We start from the raw sequence: 18,537 nt of genomic DNA on the forward strand, positions 1-18,537 counted from the left end.
GTAGCAGCACATGCAGAAGATTGACCAACTGATACATGGCGCGAACATTCTGGTTTGCGCTCTTGGTGTCGCTCAGGCTGCAACCGCACTAGGTGCTGTAGGCGCAGGTATTTCAGCTACATTGTCGATGCGCGAAATCTCCAAACGACTTCCTAAGGAGGTCATACCTCTTCGCGATCAAATTGTTGAACTCATGCGAATGGAGATTGCTAATAGCCACCTGTCCAAAGCGGACCGACTACTGCTACCCCAAATGCTTGAAGCCAGCATCCCTGATCAACATGCTATTATGGCTGCTGGCCGAGAACGTGAGGCTATCATTGACGACATGGTCGAGCGCCTTACAGACCCGGCCCATGCCTCTTCATTGTTGCGGGACACGTATCGTCAGATGCTGCGGAAGCCTCTCGACTTGTTACTTGCGGACTCGGATCAGGCGCACCGGATGGCAGCAGCGTTTCAGACAGCGGTCATTGCGGAGCTTAATTCAATCTCGAAACGCGTCGAGCTACTTATAGAGCGAGCGAGCAAAAAGGATCGTGAACTCGAACTGACCGAGAAACTCTTTATTGGTCTTGCGCGCCGTACGGCCAGAGACGTCAGCGACATTGATGCCGCCTACGCGGAACTCGAAGCTCGGATCGAGGCGGCGATTGATCTGGAACGGCAAGCGGCCCTTCCCTCGAACGTCGATGAGCAAATTAGCATAGTTCTTAAACGCGTGGCCGACTTGAACGCCCAGGATCGGCTGGACGATGCCGATGAGGAAGTCGATCAGGCCCTCGCGGAGATAGCGCAGGAAGAGCAGCGCCTAGTCGCCATAAAAATGCGGATGCTGGACGTTTCGGTCGAGCAATCGCGTATGCGAGGCGACGCGGCTAAGACGACGCAAAGATTATTAGAAAAACTCGCCCTCGAGCATCCCGATTTTGGACAGCGGTTTGATGCCCTGCGATCTGTCTGGCAAGAATGGTACCAACGCGGGCGTGACAAAGGGTTGAACTTTGACCTCGAGGTATCGATCGAACTGGCGCGGACAAACGTGGAAAAGGCGACTTTCCCCGAACAAACTAGCACTGCCTTGAACGACCTCGGTGTTGCACAGACAACCCTCGGAGAACGCGAAACCGGCACGGAACGGCTCGTTCTGGCCATAAACAATCATCGCACCGCGTTGGAAAAATTCTCACGCAAACGGAATCCGCTCGCTTGGGCTAATACGCAAAACGAGCTTGGCAATTCATTGCGCATCCTTGGACAACGAGAGAGCAACAAAGGTAGCTTGGAGGAAGCTGTCACTCGCTTTAAGTTGGCACTAGAAGAATTGACCCAAGACAATAATCCGAGGGGCTGGGCATCCACTCAGAACAATCTTGGCAGTGCGCTGCAACATCTCGGGGAACGCGAAAGAGGCGGTGAGCGATTAGAACAGGCCATCACCGCCTATCGCGCCGCGCTAAATGTCTACAGCCTCAAAGCTGATCCGAATGCATGGGCCATGGTTCACTCCAACCTCGGCAATGCGCTCTCGACTCTTGGTGAACGTGAACGCAACACATTGCGGCTGGAAGAAGCGGTTGTTTCGTATCGGGCAGCTCTAATAGTTATGACCCGAGACAAAATGCCGATGGATTGGGCCGGGGCAACAAACAATCTCGGGGTGGCACTAAAGACCATTGGGCAGCTTCAGAAAGATGTAAAACTGTTGGAAGAGGCTGTGAACGTTTTCAAAAATGCGCTGGAGGAAAGAACCCGGGAGAAAGTTCCTTCGGAATGGGCTACGACGCAACACAACCTCGGCCATGCTTTCACTTTGCTTGGCAATTTACTGAACCATACGGGGCAGTCAGAAAAAGCCACCGAAACGCTGAACCTTGCCTTCGCCGCGCTTAACGCTGCGTTGGAAGTGCGCACCCAAAACAATTCGCCGTTCGATTGGGCCTCGAGCACGTCTTATCTTGGACTCGCCGAGATCATTTCCTTTAATCGAACTCACGATCCAGAGCATCTGGATCGGGCCGAGGCGCATGTGCGGGCGGCGCGGGAGATATTTGCAGAGGCCGGAGCAACACAGTATCTGGAGGTGGGCAACCGAAAACTCCAATACATCAACCACCTGCGAAACGGACCCTCTGCATGACCCCATTCAAATCCAGCTTTCTCACCGTCAAACCGGAATGGATCGATTATAACGGGCATCTCAACATGGCCTATTACTCGGTGCTGTTCGATCTGGGGGTGGATGATGTCTGGTCGGATTTCGGGCTAGGGCCGGGCTATCGCGAAGAGCGGGGGATGACGACCTTTCTGGCGGAGTTTCACATCCGCTATATCCGCGAGCTGCATGAGGGCGACCGGGTTTACAGCACGTTCCAGCTGCTCGCGCATGACGAAAAGCGCATCCATTCCTATCAGGAACTGTTCCACGAGGACGGGTGGCTGGCGGCGAGCGGAGAGTCGCTGCACCTGTCGATCGACCAGTCGGGGCCGAAGGTGGCGCCCTTCCCCGGCGACGTGCAGGAAAAGATCGCAAAGATGGCGCGGGATCATGCGGGCCTGCCGATGCCCGAGGGCGCGGGGCGCAAGGTGCAGCTCCGGCCGCGTTAGGCTCTTTAGCCCGGTGAGATTTGCGGTTAGGTTGCGCGCGTTATCAGCGTCAGGACGATTTAATGCCCATATACGAATACAAGGTGGTGCCGGCCCCCGACAAGGGAACCAAGGCCAAGGGGGTCAAGACAGCCGAGGGGCGGTTCGCGCTGTCGGTCGAGGCCGAGCTGAACCGGTTGGCGGCGGGCGGATGGGAATACCTGCGCGCGGAACTGCTTCCCAGCGAGGAACGCAGCGGGCTGACCGGATCGGTAACCAACTGGCGCAACGTGCTGGTGTTCCGCCGGGCCAAGGGCGGCGCGGCGGGCAATGCGTCGGGGGAGACGGTAGAGGAACGCGGCGCCTCGGCCTTTGCAGCGGCAGCGGCACCGGTGCCTGAGGCAAGCGTGCCCGTGGGACCTGCAAAGCGTGGTGGGTCGGAGGAAGACGAGGTTCCCTCGGCACGGCCCGTACCCTTTGGCGCGCCCGAGACGCTGGCGGAAGTAGAGGAAGATGCGGCCAAGGAATCGCCGCTGACGAGCATCGAGAAGGTCGTTCGCCGCAGCACGCCCGACGTCAAGAAAGACAAGTCGGAGTAAGCTTCGCGGGATGCTGTGCCGCAGGTCGTTGCGGTTTTTGCGGAAGCTGCTGCGTGCCTGAACCTTGGTCCAGAGGTTAAAAGAAACGGCCCCCGCTGCTTTTGACGGGGACTATTTTTTCCTCCGCTTAGTGCAGGGGCGTTGTTCAAATGTCTTCGGATGCCCGCGCAGCCCCCACGCGCACCGGGACGGTCGATACGGGGCTTAGGCGCCGATATCGAGCGACAGGGCGTGGATGCTGCTCACCAGTTCCGGACCAAGCGCCGCATGGACGGCGCGATGTTGCGCAATGCGGGACTGGCCCTTGAATGCCTCTGCCCGGATCATCACATTGAAGTGGCTCTCGCCCCCCTCACGAAAACCGGCATGCCCGCGATGACTCTCACTGTCATCGACCACTTCGAGAGCATCTGGTGAAAAGGCTGCCTCAAGACGGGTCCGGATTGTTTCAGTCACATTCATTTCACTCTTTTGCGGCAAAAAATTCGCCGCCCCCTCTTCTATCTGACGAGACATACTCTAAACTCCGGTCTCCGAGTCGAAAAGATGCGCCGGGAAGGAAAGCTCCATGACTAAACCTGATCCCTTCGGCTTCGACATGTCCGTGTCGTCGGCCAAGAAAAAGAACCCGCGTGGCCGTCGCGGCATGTCGGGCGCCTCCGAAACCTCGGTGCGCCAGTGCGAACATCCCGGCTGTACCGAGGCCGGCAAGTTCCGCGCCCCCAAGGCGCCCGACGTTCTGGACGACTACTTCTGGTTCTGCCAACAGCACGTGCGCGAATATAACCTCAAATGGAACTTCTTTGACGGAACCACCGAGGCGGAGATCAACGCGCAGCAGACAAAGGACAAGGTCTGGGAACGCGCGACCAAGCCGATCAGCGATCCGGAAGCCCGCGCCTGGGCGCGGTTGGGCATCGAGGACCCGCATCAGGTACTTGGCGCGAATGCGACGCAGAACCCGGGCAAGCGCGGCGGTGTCACCCAGCGCCGTTTGCCCCCCACCGAACGCCGCGCGGTCGAGATCCTCGAGGCGGGCGACAACTGGACCAAGGCCGAGGTGCGCAAGGCCTACAAGTCGCTGATCAAGGTGCTGCACCCGGATATGAACGGCGGCGACCGGTCGCAGGAGGAACAGCTGCAGCAGGTGGTCTGGGCATGGGATCAGATCAAGGTAAGCCGCAACTTCAAGGACTGATCTTTCGGGTCAGCCCCACCGTCGAACAGGCGCGCGCAGGGTACTGCGAGCGCCTTTTTCTTGGGCTCCCGCTTGGTCAACGCCTTTATTCATTGGCGATTGTCTCTGGCCGGGTGGCTTCGGGTCCCAGCGGGCGCAGGGAGACCTGCATGCCGGGGCGCAGCGTATGGGTCGGGTTTGCGACGATCGCCCAAGCGGTCAGGCTACGCGTTTCGCGGGAGACATCGGCAGAGAGATGGGTGGGTTCGGCAAGCGCGGGATGGTCCCAGCCCGGGGCCAGCTGCACGACCAGATCCACGGTGTCGGCATAGGAATCGATGCTGCTCAGATCGGTGACGCCAAGTTCCAACAGTCGCTGGGGATAGGGGATTTCATAAGCGATGCGCACCGGATCAAGCTGGACAATGGTGGCCAGCACCCCTTTCTGTCCGGTTTCCACGAAGCTGCCACGGCTGACGAAGGGTTTGCTGATGATCCCTGAGATCGGTGCGTGGACTTCGGTGCGGCGCATGTCGATCTGGGCGGCTTCGAGCCGGCTGTTGGCCTCGGTTGCGGCCGCCGAGGCAACCGAAAGGGCGACTTTGGATTTGAAATACCGCGTGTCGGATACGTTCCCGCGTTCCTTGAGGATGAGGTTGCGGTCATGTTCATTTTCCGCGTCTTCAAGGATGGCCTCGGCCTTTTGTGCTACAGCGCGGGCCGCGCGCAGACGCTGGGAGAATTCTGCCTTGTCGAAGGTGAACAGAAGCGCGCCTTCGGCGACCGTTTCGCCGGGTTCGAAATGTATCTCGGTCACGACGCCTTCGATCTGGGCGGACACATCCACCCGGTTCAGCGCCTCGACATAACCTGTGTAGAGGGGCTGCTCATCCGCCCATGCAGGAAGCGGGCATGCGAGCATGGCGAGGGAGACAAGGACACTGGCAGCTCTTTTCATGCGAGCCTCCGTCGGGGGACGGGTGACGATGCTTTGCCAACCGGAGCAGCAGGCCCCGGGATCGGGCATGACCTGCCGGTGTTCCGGTTGGCGGGTGTGGACGCAGCCGGGGTTGCGTCAGTTGGTACGCTCGGCGTTGCTGTTTCGAGTCGCCCCGCCCACACCGGTGATGCGCAGGTTGCGACCATTTTCGAGCAGAACGAAATCCGCCTTGGAGAGAGAGCCCTTCCAGCCGTCGTGGGTTCTTTCCATCGCGGTGGTTTCGTCGCTGTCGGCGATCCGGCTCCAGACCAGTTCCGTGCAATCGGCGTTGACGATAAAATCGCCGTAGATGCCGTGATCGCGGAACGAGTATTCGCCGCCCGCCCAAGGGCAGGAATCCTGTGCGAAAGCGGGGGCGGCGGAAAGGCCAAGGAGGAGCGGTACGAAAGTCAGATGTTTCATGAGATGTCCAGTGCAATCGATTCAAGAAAGGTATTGAAACGCTCTGACCATCGTATTCACCTTAAGGTTGTGTCAAGACACCTTAAGTTGAGAAATGTATTTGCGCTATAATCTGCGCCGCCAGAGCGGGCAAAGCACATGTCTTTGGAAAGGGTAATGAGCGGCTCAGGCCGTGGCCGGTGCTTCCCAGTTCAGGTCCGGAGTCTCGCGAAAGGCAAAGCGCGACAGGTGGTCGTCGATGATGAACTTTGCCCGTTCGAGACCCTCTTCATCCTGAGCCGTGACTGTCACCAAAAGCGCCTCGTCATCGGCCTGCATCGTTGCAGGACCGGGCGGAAGGGCCGCTTTTCCGTTGGTATCGTCGTATTCCACGCTGACCTTATGCGCGAAGTGCTTGCAAAGCTGTTTGAGGTACTTGGACGCATTGGGCGTTTCGAAACGTGCTGACGCGGAAAGCATGGTCACTCCGGTGAAATCCGATTCTTTCTGTAAGTTATTTTCTTGACCCTCCCGGCGCAAGCGCCTAACCGACAGTCAATCCGAACCCGGCGACGCTCTGCCGGTTCATGTTCCAGTCCGGAGGCCTGCCTATGATCCCCGCCCTGCTGCGTAACACTCTAGCCGCTCTGGCGCTGTGCGCACCGGCCTGCATGGCCGAGCCGATCACCGTGGAAACCGCCACCGGCCCCGTAGAACTGCCGCAGCGTCCCGAGCGCATTCTTGCGATGGACGTGCCAGCGATCGACACGTTGACGGCGCTGGGGGTGAAACCTGCCGGGATCGTCGCGCCGACACATATGGGCTACCTGTCGGATGTGGAAAATGAGCTGCCTGTGGTTGGGACGCTTTTCGAACCCGATTTCGAGAAGATCGCAGCGCTTGGACCGGATGCGATCATCCTTGGGACGCGGTCCATCGCGCAGGGCAAGAACCTGAGCAATTTCGGGCCGGTTCTGGACATGAGCATCGGTCTTGATGCGGTCGGCGACGGGCTGCAGCGGCTTGAGACCTATGGCAGGCTGACCGGCACCGAAGAAAAAGCCACCGAGATGGCCGGAATCCTGCGCGCCAAGACCGAAACCGCCCGCGCCCTTGTCGAGGGGCGAGGCACCGCGCTGATCGTCATGACCAACGGGCCGAAACTGTCGGTGTTCGGTGCCGAGAGCCGGTTCGGCTGGCTGCACAAGACGCTGGGCTGGCCCGAGGCCGCGGATGACATCGATACCTCGTCCCATGGCGAGGCGATCACGTTTGAATATATCGCCGACAAGAACCCCGATACACTGATCGTGATCGACCGCGGGCAGGCCATCGGCGGCGCGGTCGAAGGCGCGCGGTCGACGCTGGACAATGCGCTGATCCACGGCACGACCGCGTGGCAGAACGATCAGGTCATCTATCTCTCGCCGGGCGAGATTTATATCGCGGGTGGCGGGTATACCGCGCTGAACCGCACGCTCGATCAGTTGATCGCCGCGCTGGGACCTGACTCCTGATCTGATATGCCCGTAGTTTTCATCCTGCTGGCGCTGGCCGCGCTGGCCAGCCTTTCGCTGTTCGTCGGCGCCATCGACATGAGTCCGGCCGATCTCTGGCGCAACCCCGAGGCACTGCGGCTGATGCTGGTAAGCCGCCTGCCCCGGACAATGGCGGCGATGCTGGCGGGGGCCTCGCTGGCGGTGACCGGGCAGATCATGCAGGTGCTGGCGCGCAACCGTTTCGTTGAGCCGATGACCGCAGGGGCGGGTCAGAGCGCGGCGCTTGGCATTCTTGCCGCGACTCTCTTCGTGCCGGGCGCACCGGTCTGGATCAAGATGCTGATCGCCGCCGGGGCGACCCTGGTCGGGAGCGTCGGCCTGTTGCTGATGATCCGTCGCCTGCCACCGACGCAACCATTGCTCGTACCGCTGGTGGCGCTGGTTTACGGCGGGGTGATCGGCGCGGCGGTAACCTTTGTCGCCTACCAGGGCGATATGCTACAATTCGTGCAGATCTGGTTGACCGGAGAGCTTTCCGGCGTTCTGCAGGGCCGGTACGAGCTGCTCTGGATTGCCGGGGGCGTAGCGCTTGCGACGTGGTTCATCGCCGACCGGGTGACGGTACTGGCGCTGGGAGATGCGGCCGGCCGCGCGCTGGGGGTGAACGTGGCTGCGGTGACAGCGGCGGGGCTTGCCGCGATATCGCTGGTGACCGCGCTGACGGTGGTCACGCTCGGCGCGATCCCGTTCATCGGGCTGGTGGTGCCGAACCTCGTGTCGCGGCTGATCGGGGATAACCTGCGCGCCGGGCTGCCGCTGACGGCGAGCCTTGGGGCGCTTTTGGTGCTGGGCGCAGATATGCTGGGCCGGGTGGTTCGCATGCCCTATGAGATCCCCGCCTCGGCCATGACGGGCGTGATCGGCGCTGCCTTGTTCCTTGCCCTGATCCTGCGGGAGCCAAAAAATGGCTAGGGCGCAGATCTGGTTGGGCTTGTGCTTGCTGGTCTCGATCATTGGCTACCTTTTCCTCGACGCGGTGGGGTCATGGGCGTTCATCCTGACCTTTCGCGCCACCAAGCTGGCGGCTATGCTGCTGGTTGGTGTGTCGCTGGCGGTGGCGACGGTGCTGTTCCAGACAATCACGGCGAACCGTATCCTGACGCCATCGGTGATGGGGTTCGATGCGCTTTACGCCTTTGCGTTGAGCAGCATGGTCTTCACCCTAGGTGCGGCGGGTTATGACGCGATCCCGCAGCCGCTTTTGTTCGCCGCCAACCTGACGCTGATGTCGGGACTTGGGCTTTTGCTGTTCATGGCGCTGCTGGCCGGGGGGCGTGGCGATATCCTCAAGATGGTGTTGACGGGGATCGTGCTGGGCATCCTGATCCGGTCGGTCACCGGGTTTATCCAGCGGCTGATCGACCCGAGCGATTTCCAGACCGTGCAGGTCGCGAGTTTCGCGCGGTTCACCTTTGTGGAGCCGGTTCTGCTGGGCATGGCGGCGGCGGTGGTGATCCCGGCGCTGGTGCTGGCGTGGCGAATGAGGTTCCGGCTGGATGTACTGGCGCTGGGACCGGAGGCCGCCACCGGTCTGGGTGAAATGCCGAAGCGCGGGCAGAAACAGGCGCTGCTGTTGATCTGCCTGCTGGTCGGCGCGGCGACGGCGCTGTCGGGGCCGATGTCGTCGGGGTTTTCGGGGCCATCTAATTTCTTTGGCCTGATCGTCACCGCGCTTGCGCATCTTCTGATCAAGAGCGAGCGGCACGCGACCCTGCTGCCGGCGGCGGCGATGATCGCAGGGATCGTGCTGGTCGGTGGTCAGACGGTGATGGAGCGCGTGCTGCACCTTTCCACCCCCCTGCCCGTCGTGATCGAGTTGATCGGCGGCGCGCTGTTTCTATTCCTGCTGTTACGGAGACGGGCCGTATGATTTCGATCCGCAATGTAAGCCATGCCATTCACGGCTCGCCGATCCTGCATGACATATCGCTTGACCTGCCACGCGGCGGAGTGACCGCGCTGATCGGGCCGAACGGGGCCGGGAAATCGACTCTTTTGTCGCTGATTGCGCGGCTGGATAAATTGCAGGCGGGCGCGATCACTGTAGATGAGCTTGAAGTCGGCAAGGCCGCCGACCGGGTGCTCGCGCAGCATCTGGCAATCATGCCGCAAAGCCTGACCGTATCGGCGCGGCTGCGGGTGGGCGAACTGGTGATGATGGGCCGCTACCCGTGGCACCAGGGACGCCCCGGCGCGCAAGACCGCGAGATCATTACCGCCGCGCTGGAAAAATTCGCGCTGGAGCCTTTGCGGGATCGGTTTCTCGATGCGTTGTCGGGCGGGCAACGGCAGCGGGCGCTGGTGGCGATGGCCTATGCGCAGGGGACAGATTACCTGCTACTGGACGAACCGCTTAACAATCTTGATATCGCAGCGTCGCGCCACCTGATGGGATTGCTGCGCGAGATGGCGGAACGCGAAGGCAAGAGCATCGTGATCGTGTTGCATGACATCAACTATGCTGCCGCATTTGCCGACCGGATCGTGGTGATGAGTGGCGGGCGTATCGCGGCAGATGGCGCTCCGGACGAGATCGTGACCGATGGTCTGCTAAGGGAGGTCTTTGACACGAATGCCGAGGTGCGGCTGATCGACGGCAAGCCCGTGGTTCTGGTCTGAGGGATCGACGGTTGAACGTAGGCATCTCTGCGGATGGTGACGGGCTGGGTTGGTGCGAGGAATCGCGTTTATTGCGCTGGTTCCAGCCGCGCGGCGCTGAAAGCCGGCACCGATTTTCGACGATCTCAAACCGTTTGCACAACTTCAAGCACAGCCATTAACCACGCTTTAAGGACAAAAACCGGAATCCTGTCCAACTGATCCGGCAGCGGAATTTAGCCATCAAATTTACCCTAAAGCGATCACAGTTTCGCCCTGATCCTTATGCAGTGGAGCGGGGAAGAAGCCGTTAAGGTTAACTGTATAAGGGTTTTTACATGCTTCTGTCCGGACTATTCGGATCGTCGAATTCGACGCCTCCTGCGTCGAACAACAATAATGCGAATAACAATTTTTCCCCCAACACCGATGCCGAGACCGAGGAAACCTCGGCCGCTTCAGGCGGCACCCAGAACGAGTCCGCAACGCAGACGAGCAACGCCAACAGCGCGCAGGCCGTATCCGTGACCTCTTCGGAGACCGAGACCAGCAACGGCGGATCAGCGCAGGCATCGTCCGGAAACGGAAAACCTGCTGCGTCAACGACCAAGTCGGCAAGCGGCAATGCACAAGCGAAAGCTGCCGAAGACGCCAAGCCGGATGCGCTGGAGCTTGCCCGTCAGGCGGCGCAGCGGGTGGTGGACGAAGCCAGGACGCAGTCGCTTCTAAGCAATATCGCGCCCGTCGCTGCCTCGGCCGGAGAGTCGAGCAAATCTTATGCCGTATCCCTGCTGAGCCCGAGCGGCGTGGCAGAAGCCCAGATCAAATCGCCGACCCCAGCAAACGCCGAGCCCAAGTCGGCCAAGGCGAAATGATCTGAGATCCGTCACGCAGATAAAGCCAGTGCCCCGGCTGCCTCTGCTGACGAAACTGACCGGCGACTGTCCCCTCGGCAGTCGCCGGTTTCTTTGTTTACAGCAGCACCAGCCGGATCGCGTAGGCGACGACCCCGACGCAGGCGACACCGCCAAGCCAGAGCAGCAGGAACCAGCCGGTCCGTTTCCACCACATCAGTGATAGCCCTGTTCCGGGTCGAGCTTGCCGCGAAACACCCAGTAGGCAAAACCGGTATAGGCCAGGATCATCGGGATCAGGACGATTGCGCCAACCAGCATGAACCACTGGCTTTTCTCGGGGGCGGCGGCCTCCCACAGGGTCACGCTGGGCGGGATGATATGCGGCCAGATCGAGATACCGAGCCCGAGGAAGCAGAGACCGAACAGCGCCAGCGCCAGCACGAAAGGCAGCCAGTCGCGGCCATGGCCGATCAGGCTGCGTGCCAGCGCAATGGCGATGACGGCGACGGCGATGGGCACCGGTGCGGTAAAGATGATCTGCGGGAAAGTGAACCATTTCGCCCAGTAGATACCGATCAGGAAGGGCGTCGCGAGGCTGACCAGCACGATGAAACCAACGGTGACCAGCCCGAGGATCCGTGCCATGTTTCGCACCCGGTGCTGAATCTCGCCCTCGAGCTTGAGGTTCAGCCAGCAGGCCCCAAGAAAGGCATAGCCTGCCACCACGGCCAGACCGGTCAGGATGGTGAACGGGGTGAGCCAATCCCACCAACCGCCCGCATAGGCGCGGCCTTCGACCTCGATCCCCTGCAAAAGCGCGCCGAGGATGACGCCCTGCGCCATCGACGCGATGAAGGAACCGCCGATAAAGGCACCGTCCCAGAGTTTGCGCGAGAGACGGGTTTCCGTCCGCCAGCGAAATTCGAACGCCACGCCCCGAAAGATCAGCGCCAGCAGCATGGCAATGATCGGCGGATAGAGCGCAGGCAGGATGATCGCATAGGCCAGCGGAAAGGCCGCCATCAGCCCGCCGCCGCCCATGACCAGCCAGGTCTCGTTGCCGTCCCAGACCGGGGCGACCGAGTTCATCATCAGGTCGCGCTCCTTTTTCTCGCGAAAGAGCGGATAAAGGATGCCAAGCCCGAGGTCGAAGCCGTCAAGCACCACATAGATGTAGATCGCCAGCGCAAGGATCAGCGCCCAGACCACGGTGAGGTCGAAACTGATACCGAGGTTTTCCATCATTTCGCTCCTGTCCGGGGATCAGCGGTACCGGGCACGGTGCCCGCGGCGCGCATGGGGCCGACTTCCTGTTCGACGCCGGTTTCGCCCTGATGCGGCGGATGGGCCATCAGGCGCAGCAGGAAATAGACGCCCGAGCCGAAGACCGCGAAATAGACGAGGATAAAGGCGACCAGTGAAGTCGCGACGGCGGGTGCATCAAGCGGCGCGACGGAATCGGCCGTGCGCAGGATGTTGTAGACAGTGAAGGGCTGGCGCCCGACCTCGGTCGTGATCCAGCCAGCGGTGACGGCGATAAAGCCGGTCGGCCCCATCACCAGTGCGGCGCGGTGCAGCCATGTATCTGTATGCAGGATACCGCGCCAGCGCGAGATCAGCGACCAGACGCCGAGGCCCAGCATCGCAAAACCCAGCGCCACCATCACGCGGAAAGACCAGAAGACCACAGCGACGGGAGGCTGGTTTTCGCGCGGGATCGTATCGAGCCCGGCGAGCGGCGCGTTCAGGTCGTGCTTGAGGATCAGCGAGGATGCCTTGGGGATTTCGATGCTATAGCGCATTTCCTGCGCGTCCTGGTCGGGGATGCCAAAGAGGATCAGCGGCGCGCCATCCGGGTGGCTCTCAAAGTGCCCCTCCATCGCCATGACCTTGGCGGGCTGGTGTTCCAGCGTGTTCAGCCCGTGCTGGTCACCGATAAAGATTTGCAAAGGCGCGACCACCGCGACCATCCACATCGCCATGGAGAACATGATCCGCACGCCCCGGTTATGGCCGTGGCCGCGCAGGTAGTGCCAGCCCGCAACGCCGCCGACCACCAGCGCGGTGGTCAGGTAGGCGGCGGTCAGCGCGTGCGCCAGACGATAGGGGAAGGACGGATTGAAGATGATCGCCCACCAGTCCTCGGGCAGGAACTGGCCGTTTTCACCGATAATATGGCCCTGCGGTGTCTGCATCCACGAGTTCACGGAAAGGATCCACGTGGCCGAGATCGCCGTGCCGACGGCGACCATGAGGCAGGCGAACATGTGCAGGCCCGGGCCCACCCGGTCGCGGCCAAAGAGCATGATACCGAGGAAACCGGCCTCGAGGAAAAAGGCGGTCAGCACCTCGTAAGCCATGAGCGGGCCGATCACCGGCCCCGCCTTGTCGGAGAAGACCGACCAGTTGGTGCCGAACTGGTAGGACATCACGATGCCCGAGACGACGCCCATGGCAAAGGTAATGGCAAAGATCTTGATCCAGTAGCGGAAGAGCCTGAGGAACCGCTCGTTCCCGGTTTTGAGCCAGAGCGCGTTCAGTACCGCGAGGTACGAGGCAAGTCCGATCGTGAAGGCGGGAAAGATAAAGTGAAACGCGACCGTAAAGCCGAATTGAATGCGCGCGAGCAAAAGCGCGTCGAAGCCCAGAACATGCTCCATAAGGTACCCCTTTTTCCACCGCCTCCCTCTTAGATGAGAGTATAGGACGAAGGGGATGCGACCCAAGCGCATGCGACAATGCGCGCGGCAACCGGCGCTTGTCGGTTGACGGGCGAGGCCGACAAAGCGAAAGGCCGCCTGTCAAAGGCGACCTTTCTGTGCTGTCCGGATTCAGAGCTAAGGGGTACTTTCGCGATCCACCGGACAACAATACCGTCAAATGTCTTGCTTATTCCGCGGGCAAAAGCACCCGGTCGATCACGTGGATCACGCCGTTGGACTGGTCGACATCGGCAATCGTCACATTGGCCATGCGGCCACGTTCGTCCTCGATCATGATCTTGTCGCCCTCATAGCGGGCCTGAAGGGTGCAGCCGCCGACGGTCGGGACCGGGTGGACGCCGCCGTCATCGTCGATCATGCCCTTGATGGCGGTCGACATGGCATCGGCGGAAACCACGTGGCAGGCGAGGATCTTGGCAAGCTGGTCCTTGTGCTGCGGTTCAAGCAGGGTTTCGACGGTGCCGGCCTTGAGCATCGCAAATGCGTCATCGGTTGGGGCGAAAACGGTAAAAGGACCGGGACCGGACAGGGTTTCGACCAAACCGGCAGCCTTGACCGCCGCGACCAGCGTTTCGTGATCCGCGGAGTTCACGGCGTTTTCGACGATGTTCTTGTCCGCGTACATGGGCGCGCCGCCGACCATCGGATTTTCAGCGGCCTGGGCCGAGAGGCCAAGGATGGATACACCGGATACCAGCGCGGCGGTTGCAAGAGTTTTAATCGGTTTCATGAATTCCTCCAATGTTTGATCATGCGGCGTTTGCCGGAGATGCTGCTGATACGGAGGAATTCGGCGGAAAGTTTCAGGCGGCTGAAAATTCTTTGCAAAAAAAGAAAAATATCGTGCCGCTGCCGCCAAGCGACGGTCGAACCCGGCCACCGACGCCCGTAAAAAGGCGCATTTCCGCAGGCCTGCCCCCCCTTGCCCTTGCTGTTGATATGGTGCACGAACGCTTCGTTCGGCTTGGGTTGCCGGACAGATGAGACAAGGACTGATTTCATGGCCGACGGTGCAATCGATATCAATGCAAAGCCAACCGAGGATATTTCGGTAAAGGAAGTGTTCGGGATCGACACGAACATGATCGTCAAGGGCTTTGCCGATCGTACCGACCGCGTGCCGGAAATCGACTCGACCTATAAATTCGACCCGGAAACCACGCTGGCGATCCTCGCTGGTTTTTCCCATAACCGCCGCGTGATGGTTCAGGGGTACCACGGTACGGGTAAATCGACCCATATCGAACAGGTTGCCTCGCGTCTGAACTGGCCGACGGTTCGTGTGAACCTCGACAGCCACATCAGCCGGATCGACCTGATCGGCAAGGACGCGATCAAGCTGCGCGACGGCAAGCAGGTGACGGAATTCCACGAAGGCATCCTGCCTTGGGCGCTGCGCAACCCGACTGCCATCGTTTTTGACGAATACGACGCGGGCCGCGCCGACGTGATGTTCGTGATCCAGCGCGTTCTGGAACATGACGGCAAGCTGACCCTGCTGGATCAGAACGAGATCATCACCCCGAACAAGTATTTCCGCCTCTTCGCCACCTCGAACACGGTGGGTCTGGGCGATACGACGGGCCTGTACCACGGGACCCAGCAGATCAACCAGGCGCAGATGGACCGCTGGTCGCTTGTCGCGACGCTGAACTACCTGAGCCACGATGCCGAAGTCGCCATCGTCCTCAGCAAGGCGCCGCATTACAACAACGAGAAGGGCCGCAAGACGGTAAGCCAGATGGTGCATCTTGCCGACCTCACACGCGTGGCCTTTATGAACGGTGACCTTTCGACCGTGATGAGCCCGCGCACCGTGATTACATGGGCGCAGAACGCCGAGATCTTCCGCGATGTCGGCTATTCCTTCCGCCTGTCCTTCCTCAACAAATGCGACGAGTTGGAGCGCCAGACAGTGGCCGAGTTCTACCAGCGCTGCTTTGACGAGGAATTACCGGAAAGCGCGGCAAGCGTCAGCCTGGGCTAAGTTTCAAGGCCGGTTTCGACCGGCTCTTTTCTTTTGGGCCTGCCGGGTCGGTCCGTTCAATTTGAACCGTTCTTGAGGAAATTGCGCCCTACTTGCCGTTTGACCCAACGCGCTTTCGCGCGCAGTCTTTCGGTATGGGCTATATTTCGTTTTCGCGGGCCATGGTTCTTGCGCTGGGCCTGCCTGTCGTTGGTATTTGTGGCGCCCCGCCCGAACGGGACACGTCTCCTGATCTGCAATTCGCGTTCGCAACCTGTGTCGGGCGTTTCACCGCGCTGATGCAGCATCAATGGCTGACCGGTCCGCAGCGCTCGGATGAAACCAAGCGGCAGCAACGTCAGATGATCGCCTTGCTTGATGCGGTTACCCCGCCCGAAGACAAACGGCGCGCCATGTCGCAAAGAATCCAGTCCAAGCACGCCTTTACCAGCCTGTTGACCCGGATCAGGGTCAGCCGGGACCCGGCCTATACGAGATGGGCGCAGAACCGGGTGGAACGAGATATTGGTGCCTGCCGGGGGCTGTTGCTTGGGCCTTCCTCCCTGTCACAATCCGGCTGATCACTGGCGCGGCAGGAATATATCTACAAGAGATATTTTTGATATCTTTTGTATATACTTCATTGACCGGTAGGGTTTTTGTCATAGGCTTGTTACATGAACAGGCTTGCAACGTATCTCACTTACGGGTTGGCCCTTGCCGCGTTCACGGTTTCCGTGGCCAAGGCCCTCCCCTCTCAATCTGTCGAAAGAGCAGAGATTTTTGCGACGTGCTCGGGCCGCCTGTCGGCCCTTGCGACCAGACAACGGGCGATGAACGACCCTTCGGCACCGGAGATCGAGCGGCTCAGCGACCAGTTCAGCATGCTGCTTGATGCGACGCTGCCGGATGCGATCCAGCAGGGCGTCGAGGCCACGCAATCGGATCGCTGGCGCAACTCGGGCTGGAGCGAAATGGCGAACCTGCTGGCCGATGTGGACTATAGCGTCGACCAGCGCCGGGTGGACCGGGCCCGTAGCGTTCTGGAAACGCGGCTGGCCACCTGCCGGGCGCTTTTGCTTTAGGCAGGGTGCAGAATTTTCCCGCGGTCTCTATGGTCAAGGGCGGGGAATGGTCTTAGGTTGTTGCCCTGAAGAGCAGCGACCGAAGGCCCCGACATGGCGCAGAATTCCGACAACCCCGCCGATCCGTTCAAGAAGGCGCTGGCCGAGGCCACCAAGGTCATGGCCAACGACCCCGAGCTGAACGTCAGCTATTCCGTCGATCCATCGGGTCTGTCGGGCGATGCGATGCGCCTGCCGCAGGTCACCCGCCGGATGACCCGCGACGAGGTGTTGCTGGCGCGGGGCACGGCGGATTCGCTGGCGATGAACCGCAAGTATCATAACGGCCAGACCCATGCGCGCTATGCTCCGCCGGGTGACATGGCACGCGAGCTTTACGAGGCGATGGAGACTGCCCGCTGCGAGGCGATGGGCGCGCGGGACATGCCCGGGACCGCAGGCAATATCGACGTCAAGATCGGCCATGACGCTATGCGGCGCGGGTACGATCAGGTGACCTCGACCGCCGAGGCGCCGCTGGCGGCTGCTGCCGGTTACCTTGTGCGCAACCTCGCCACCGGGCGCGATCTGCCCAAGGGCGCGGATAACGTGATGGAGCTGTGGCGCGATCACATCGAAAAGCAGGTCGGCGGGCGCCTTGACGTCATCAACGAGGTTCTCAACGACCAGTCCGCTTTTGCCAAGTTCACCCGCGCGGTGATCAAGGATCTGGGCTATGGCGACCAGCTGGGCGACGACCCGGACGAGCTGGACGACAACCAGGAAGACCAGGCCGAAGAGGATCAGGAAGACGATCAGGAGCCGGAAAGCACCGGCGAGGACGAGAGCGACGATCAGGAAACCGCCGCCGATCCGGAACGCTCGCAGGACGAACAGCAGGACCAGGCGGATGCGCAGGTCAGCATGGACGACCTCGCCGATGAGGAAATGGGCGAGGATGCGGAAATGCCCGAAGGCGATGCGCCCTTCGAGCCGCCTGCCCCGCCGCCGGTCAGCGATGCCGATCCGAATTACAAGGTATACCTGTCGACCCATGATGAAGAAGTCGACGCCGAGGACCTTGCCGAACCGGCCGAGCTGGAGCGGCTTCGTGCCTATCTCGACCAGCAGCTCGACCCGCTGAAGGGCGCGGTGTCACGGCTGGCGAACAAGCTGCAGCGCCGTTTGCAGGCACAGCAGAACCGGAGCTGGGAGTTCGACCGAGAGGAAGGTATCCTTGACGCGGGGCGTCTGGCGCGGGTGGTGGCGAACCCGACGACTCCGCTGTCGTTCAAAGTCGAGAAGGACACCGAGTTCCGCGATACGGTGGTGACGCTACTTCTCGACAATTCCGGTTCGATGCGCGGGCGACCGATTTCCATCGCCGCGATCTGTGCCGACGTGCTGGCGCGGACGTTGGAACGCTGCAACGTAAAGGTCGAGATCCTTGGCTTTACCACGCGGGCGTGGAAGGGCGGACAGGCGCGCGAGGCATGGCTGAACGATGGCCGCCCGCAGCAACCGGGCCGTCTGAATGATCTGCGCCATATCGTCTACAAGGGGGCGGATGCGCCCTGGCGTCGCGCGCGGCCGAACCTTGGTCTGATGATGAAGGAAGGTCTGCTCAAGGAGAACATTGACGGGGAGGCGCTGGAATGGGCGCATCGCCGCATGCTGGCACGGCGCGAGCAGCGCAAGATCCTGATGGTGATTTCCGACGGTGCGCCGGTCGATGATTCGACCCTGTCGGTGAACCCGGCGAATTACCTGGAAAAACACCTGCGCGACGTGATCGCCATGGTCGAGAAACGCAAGATTGTGGAACTGCTGGCGATCGGCATCGGCCATGACGTGACGCGCTATTACGACCGCGCCGTGACGATCACCGATGTGGAGCAGCTGGCCGGGGCGATGACCGAGCAGCTGGCCGCGCTTTTCGACAGCGACCCGCGCGCGCGGGCGCGGGTGATGGGGATCAAAAAGGCGAGCTAGAGCTCGCCTTGCCTTCGGCGACCGTATTTGCACCG

General features: G+C 61.0%; 22 protein-coding genes. 14 read left to right on the top strand and 8 right to left on the bottom strand.

All coding sequences use genetic code 11. The features are described 5' to 3' along the window. Positions 1-10: 10 nt before the first annotated feature. The 3 genes from MF268_RS02235 to MF268_RS02245 all read left to right on the top strand — a co-directional run bounded on the left by MF268_RS02235 (position 11) and on the right by MF268_RS02245 (position 3,185). Complete coding sequence (locus tag MF268_RS02235; RefSeq protein WP_238369276.1) at positions 11-2,140, top strand: tetratricopeptide repeat protein; 2,130 nt, start codon at positions 11-13, stop codon at positions 2,138-2,140. Beyond that, entirely contained in the window at positions 2,137-2,607 is a 471-nt protein-coding gene (locus MF268_RS02240) for a thioesterase family protein (RefSeq protein ID WP_238369277.1), read from the top strand. Before MF268_RS02235 ends, MF268_RS02240 begins: the two co-directional genes overlap by 4 nt. A gap of 62 nt (positions 2,608-2,669) precedes the next feature. Beyond that, positions 2,670-3,185 carry a DUF4177 domain-containing protein gene (locus MF268_RS02245; protein WP_238369278.1) on the top strand — a complete coding sequence of 172 codons (516 nt, stop codon included), beginning with the start codon at positions 2,670-2,672 and terminating at the stop codon, positions 3,183-3,185. A gap of 204 nt (positions 3,186-3,389) precedes the next feature. Here MF268_RS02245 and MF268_RS02250 read toward each other — a convergent pair whose 3' ends face one another. Further along, on the bottom strand, positions 3,390-3,647 hold the full coding sequence (locus MF268_RS02250) for a BolA family protein (protein WP_238369540.1): 258 nt from the start codon (positions 3,645-3,647) through the stop codon (positions 3,390-3,392). A 106-nt stretch (positions 3,648-3,753) separates the two neighbouring features. Between MF268_RS02250 and MF268_RS02255 the strand changes: the two genes are divergently transcribed. After that, the gene (locus tag MF268_RS02255) at positions 3,754-4,383 is read left to right on the top strand and encodes a DnaJ domain-containing protein (protein WP_238369279.1); all 630 of its coding nucleotides are present in this window, start codon (positions 3,754-3,756) and stop codon (positions 4,381-4,383) included. A gap of 85 nt (positions 4,384-4,468) precedes the next feature. Here the strand turns inward: MF268_RS02255 and MF268_RS02260 are convergent, their stop codons facing one another. The 3 genes from MF268_RS02260 to MF268_RS02270 all read right to left on the bottom strand — a co-directional run bounded on the left by MF268_RS02260 (position 4,469) and on the right by MF268_RS02270 (position 6,223). Further along, positions 4,469-5,320: an efflux RND transporter periplasmic adaptor subunit gene (locus MF268_RS02260; protein WP_238369280.1), complete on the bottom strand. Its 852-nt coding sequence runs from the start codon at positions 5,318-5,320 to the stop codon at positions 4,469-4,471. A gap of 117 nt (positions 5,321-5,437) precedes the next feature. Then, positions 5,438-5,764: a hypothetical protein gene (locus MF268_RS02265; RefSeq protein ID WP_238369281.1), complete on the bottom strand. Its 327-nt coding sequence runs from the start codon at positions 5,762-5,764 to the stop codon at positions 5,438-5,440. A gap of 165 nt (positions 5,765-5,929) precedes the next feature. Next, positions 5,930-6,223: a DUF2218 domain-containing protein gene (locus tag MF268_RS02270; protein ID WP_238369282.1), complete on the bottom strand. Its 294-nt coding sequence runs from the start codon at positions 6,221-6,223 to the stop codon at positions 5,930-5,932. A 131-nt stretch (positions 6,224-6,354) separates the two neighbouring features. Between MF268_RS02270 and MF268_RS02275 the strand changes: the two genes are divergently transcribed. From MF268_RS02275 to MF268_RS02295, 5 genes are all read left to right on the top strand, one after another. Beyond that, complete coding sequence (locus MF268_RS02275; protein WP_238369283.1) at positions 6,355-7,260, top strand: siderophore ABC transporter substrate-binding protein; 906 nt, start codon at positions 6,355-6,357, stop codon at positions 7,258-7,260. A 6-nt stretch (positions 7,261-7,266) separates the two neighbouring features. Further along, complete coding sequence (locus MF268_RS02280; protein WP_238369284.1) at positions 7,267-8,214, top strand: ABC transporter permease; 948 nt, start codon at positions 7,267-7,269, stop codon at positions 8,212-8,214. Then, positions 8,207-9,172 carry an iron chelate uptake ABC transporter family permease subunit gene (locus MF268_RS02285; protein ID WP_238369285.1) on the top strand — a complete coding sequence of 322 codons (966 nt, stop codon included), beginning with the start codon at positions 8,207-8,209 and terminating at the stop codon, positions 9,170-9,172. Before MF268_RS02280 ends, MF268_RS02285 begins: the two co-directional genes overlap by 8 nt. Continuing rightward, positions 9,169-9,921, top strand: coding sequence for an iron ABC transporter ATP-binding protein (locus MF268_RS02290; protein WP_238369286.1), 753 nt, complete (start codon positions 9,169-9,171; stop codon positions 9,919-9,921). Before MF268_RS02285 ends, MF268_RS02290 begins: the two co-directional genes overlap by 4 nt. Before the next feature lie 317 nt (positions 9,922-10,238). Further along, positions 10,239-10,775 carry a hypothetical protein gene (locus tag MF268_RS02295; protein ID WP_238369287.1) on the top strand — a complete coding sequence of 179 codons (537 nt, stop codon included), beginning with the start codon at positions 10,239-10,241 and terminating at the stop codon, positions 10,773-10,775. Positions 10,776-10,872: 97 nt separating this feature from the next. Here MF268_RS02295 and MF268_RS02300 read toward each other — a convergent pair whose 3' ends face one another. From MF268_RS02300 to MF268_RS02315, 4 genes are all read right to left on the bottom strand, one after another. Further along, positions 10,873-10,971: a DUF2474 family protein gene (locus MF268_RS02300; protein WP_088633316.1), complete on the bottom strand. Its 99-nt coding sequence runs from the start codon at positions 10,969-10,971 to the stop codon at positions 10,873-10,875. Then, the gene (cydB, locus tag MF268_RS02305; protein WP_420485404.1) at positions 10,971-12,002 is read right to left on the bottom strand and encodes a cytochrome d ubiquinol oxidase subunit II; all 1,032 of its coding nucleotides are present in this window, start codon (positions 12,000-12,002) and stop codon (positions 10,971-10,973) included. Before cydB ends, MF268_RS02300 begins: the two co-directional genes overlap by 1 nt. Continuing rightward, a complete protein-coding gene (locus MF268_RS02310) occupies positions 11,999-13,417 on the bottom strand; it encodes a cytochrome ubiquinol oxidase subunit I (RefSeq protein ID WP_238369288.1) in 1,419 nt (472 codons plus the stop codon). The genes cydB and MF268_RS02310 overlap by 4 nt, the downstream gene beginning before the upstream one ends. 229 nt (positions 13,418-13,646) lie before the next feature. Continuing rightward, complete coding sequence (locus MF268_RS02315) at positions 13,647-14,210, bottom strand: fasciclin domain-containing protein (RefSeq protein WP_238369289.1); 564 nt, start codon at positions 14,208-14,210, stop codon at positions 13,647-13,649. 11 nt (positions 14,211-14,221) lie between these two features. Here MF268_RS02315 and MF268_RS02320 point away from each other — a divergent pair, with 11 nt between their 5' ends. The 5 genes from MF268_RS02320 (at position 14,222) to cobT (ending at position 18,502) form a co-directional block, all read left to right on the top strand. Then, complete coding sequence (locus tag MF268_RS02320; protein ID WP_238369290.1) at positions 14,222-14,464, top strand: hypothetical protein; 243 nt, start codon at positions 14,222-14,224, stop codon at positions 14,462-14,464. Between the two features lie 16 nt (positions 14,465-14,480). Further along, on the top strand, positions 14,481-15,467 hold the full coding sequence (gene cobS, locus MF268_RS02325; protein WP_238369291.1) for a cobaltochelatase subunit CobS: 987 nt from the start codon (positions 14,481-14,483) through the stop codon (positions 15,465-15,467). A 134-nt stretch (positions 15,468-15,601) separates the two neighbouring features. Then, positions 15,602-16,027: a hypothetical protein gene (locus MF268_RS02330; protein WP_238369292.1), complete on the top strand. Its 426-nt coding sequence runs from the start codon at positions 15,602-15,604 to the stop codon at positions 16,025-16,027. A 96-nt stretch (positions 16,028-16,123) separates the two neighbouring features. Next, positions 16,124-16,531 carry a hypothetical protein gene (locus MF268_RS02335; protein WP_238369293.1) on the top strand — a complete coding sequence of 136 codons (408 nt, stop codon included), beginning with the start codon at positions 16,124-16,126 and terminating at the stop codon, positions 16,529-16,531. Positions 16,532-16,624: 93 nt separating this feature from the next. After that, positions 16,625-18,502: a cobaltochelatase subunit CobT gene (cobT, locus tag MF268_RS02340; RefSeq protein WP_238369294.1), complete on the top strand. Its 1,878-nt coding sequence runs from the start codon at positions 16,625-16,627 to the stop codon at positions 18,500-18,502. Positions 18,503-18,537: the final 35 nt, after the last annotated feature.

Source organism: Heliomarina baculiformis, from assembly GCF_019966545.1.
Classification (GTDB): Bacteria; Pseudomonadota; Alphaproteobacteria; order Rhodobacterales; family Rhodobacteraceae; genus Heliomarina; species Heliomarina baculiformis.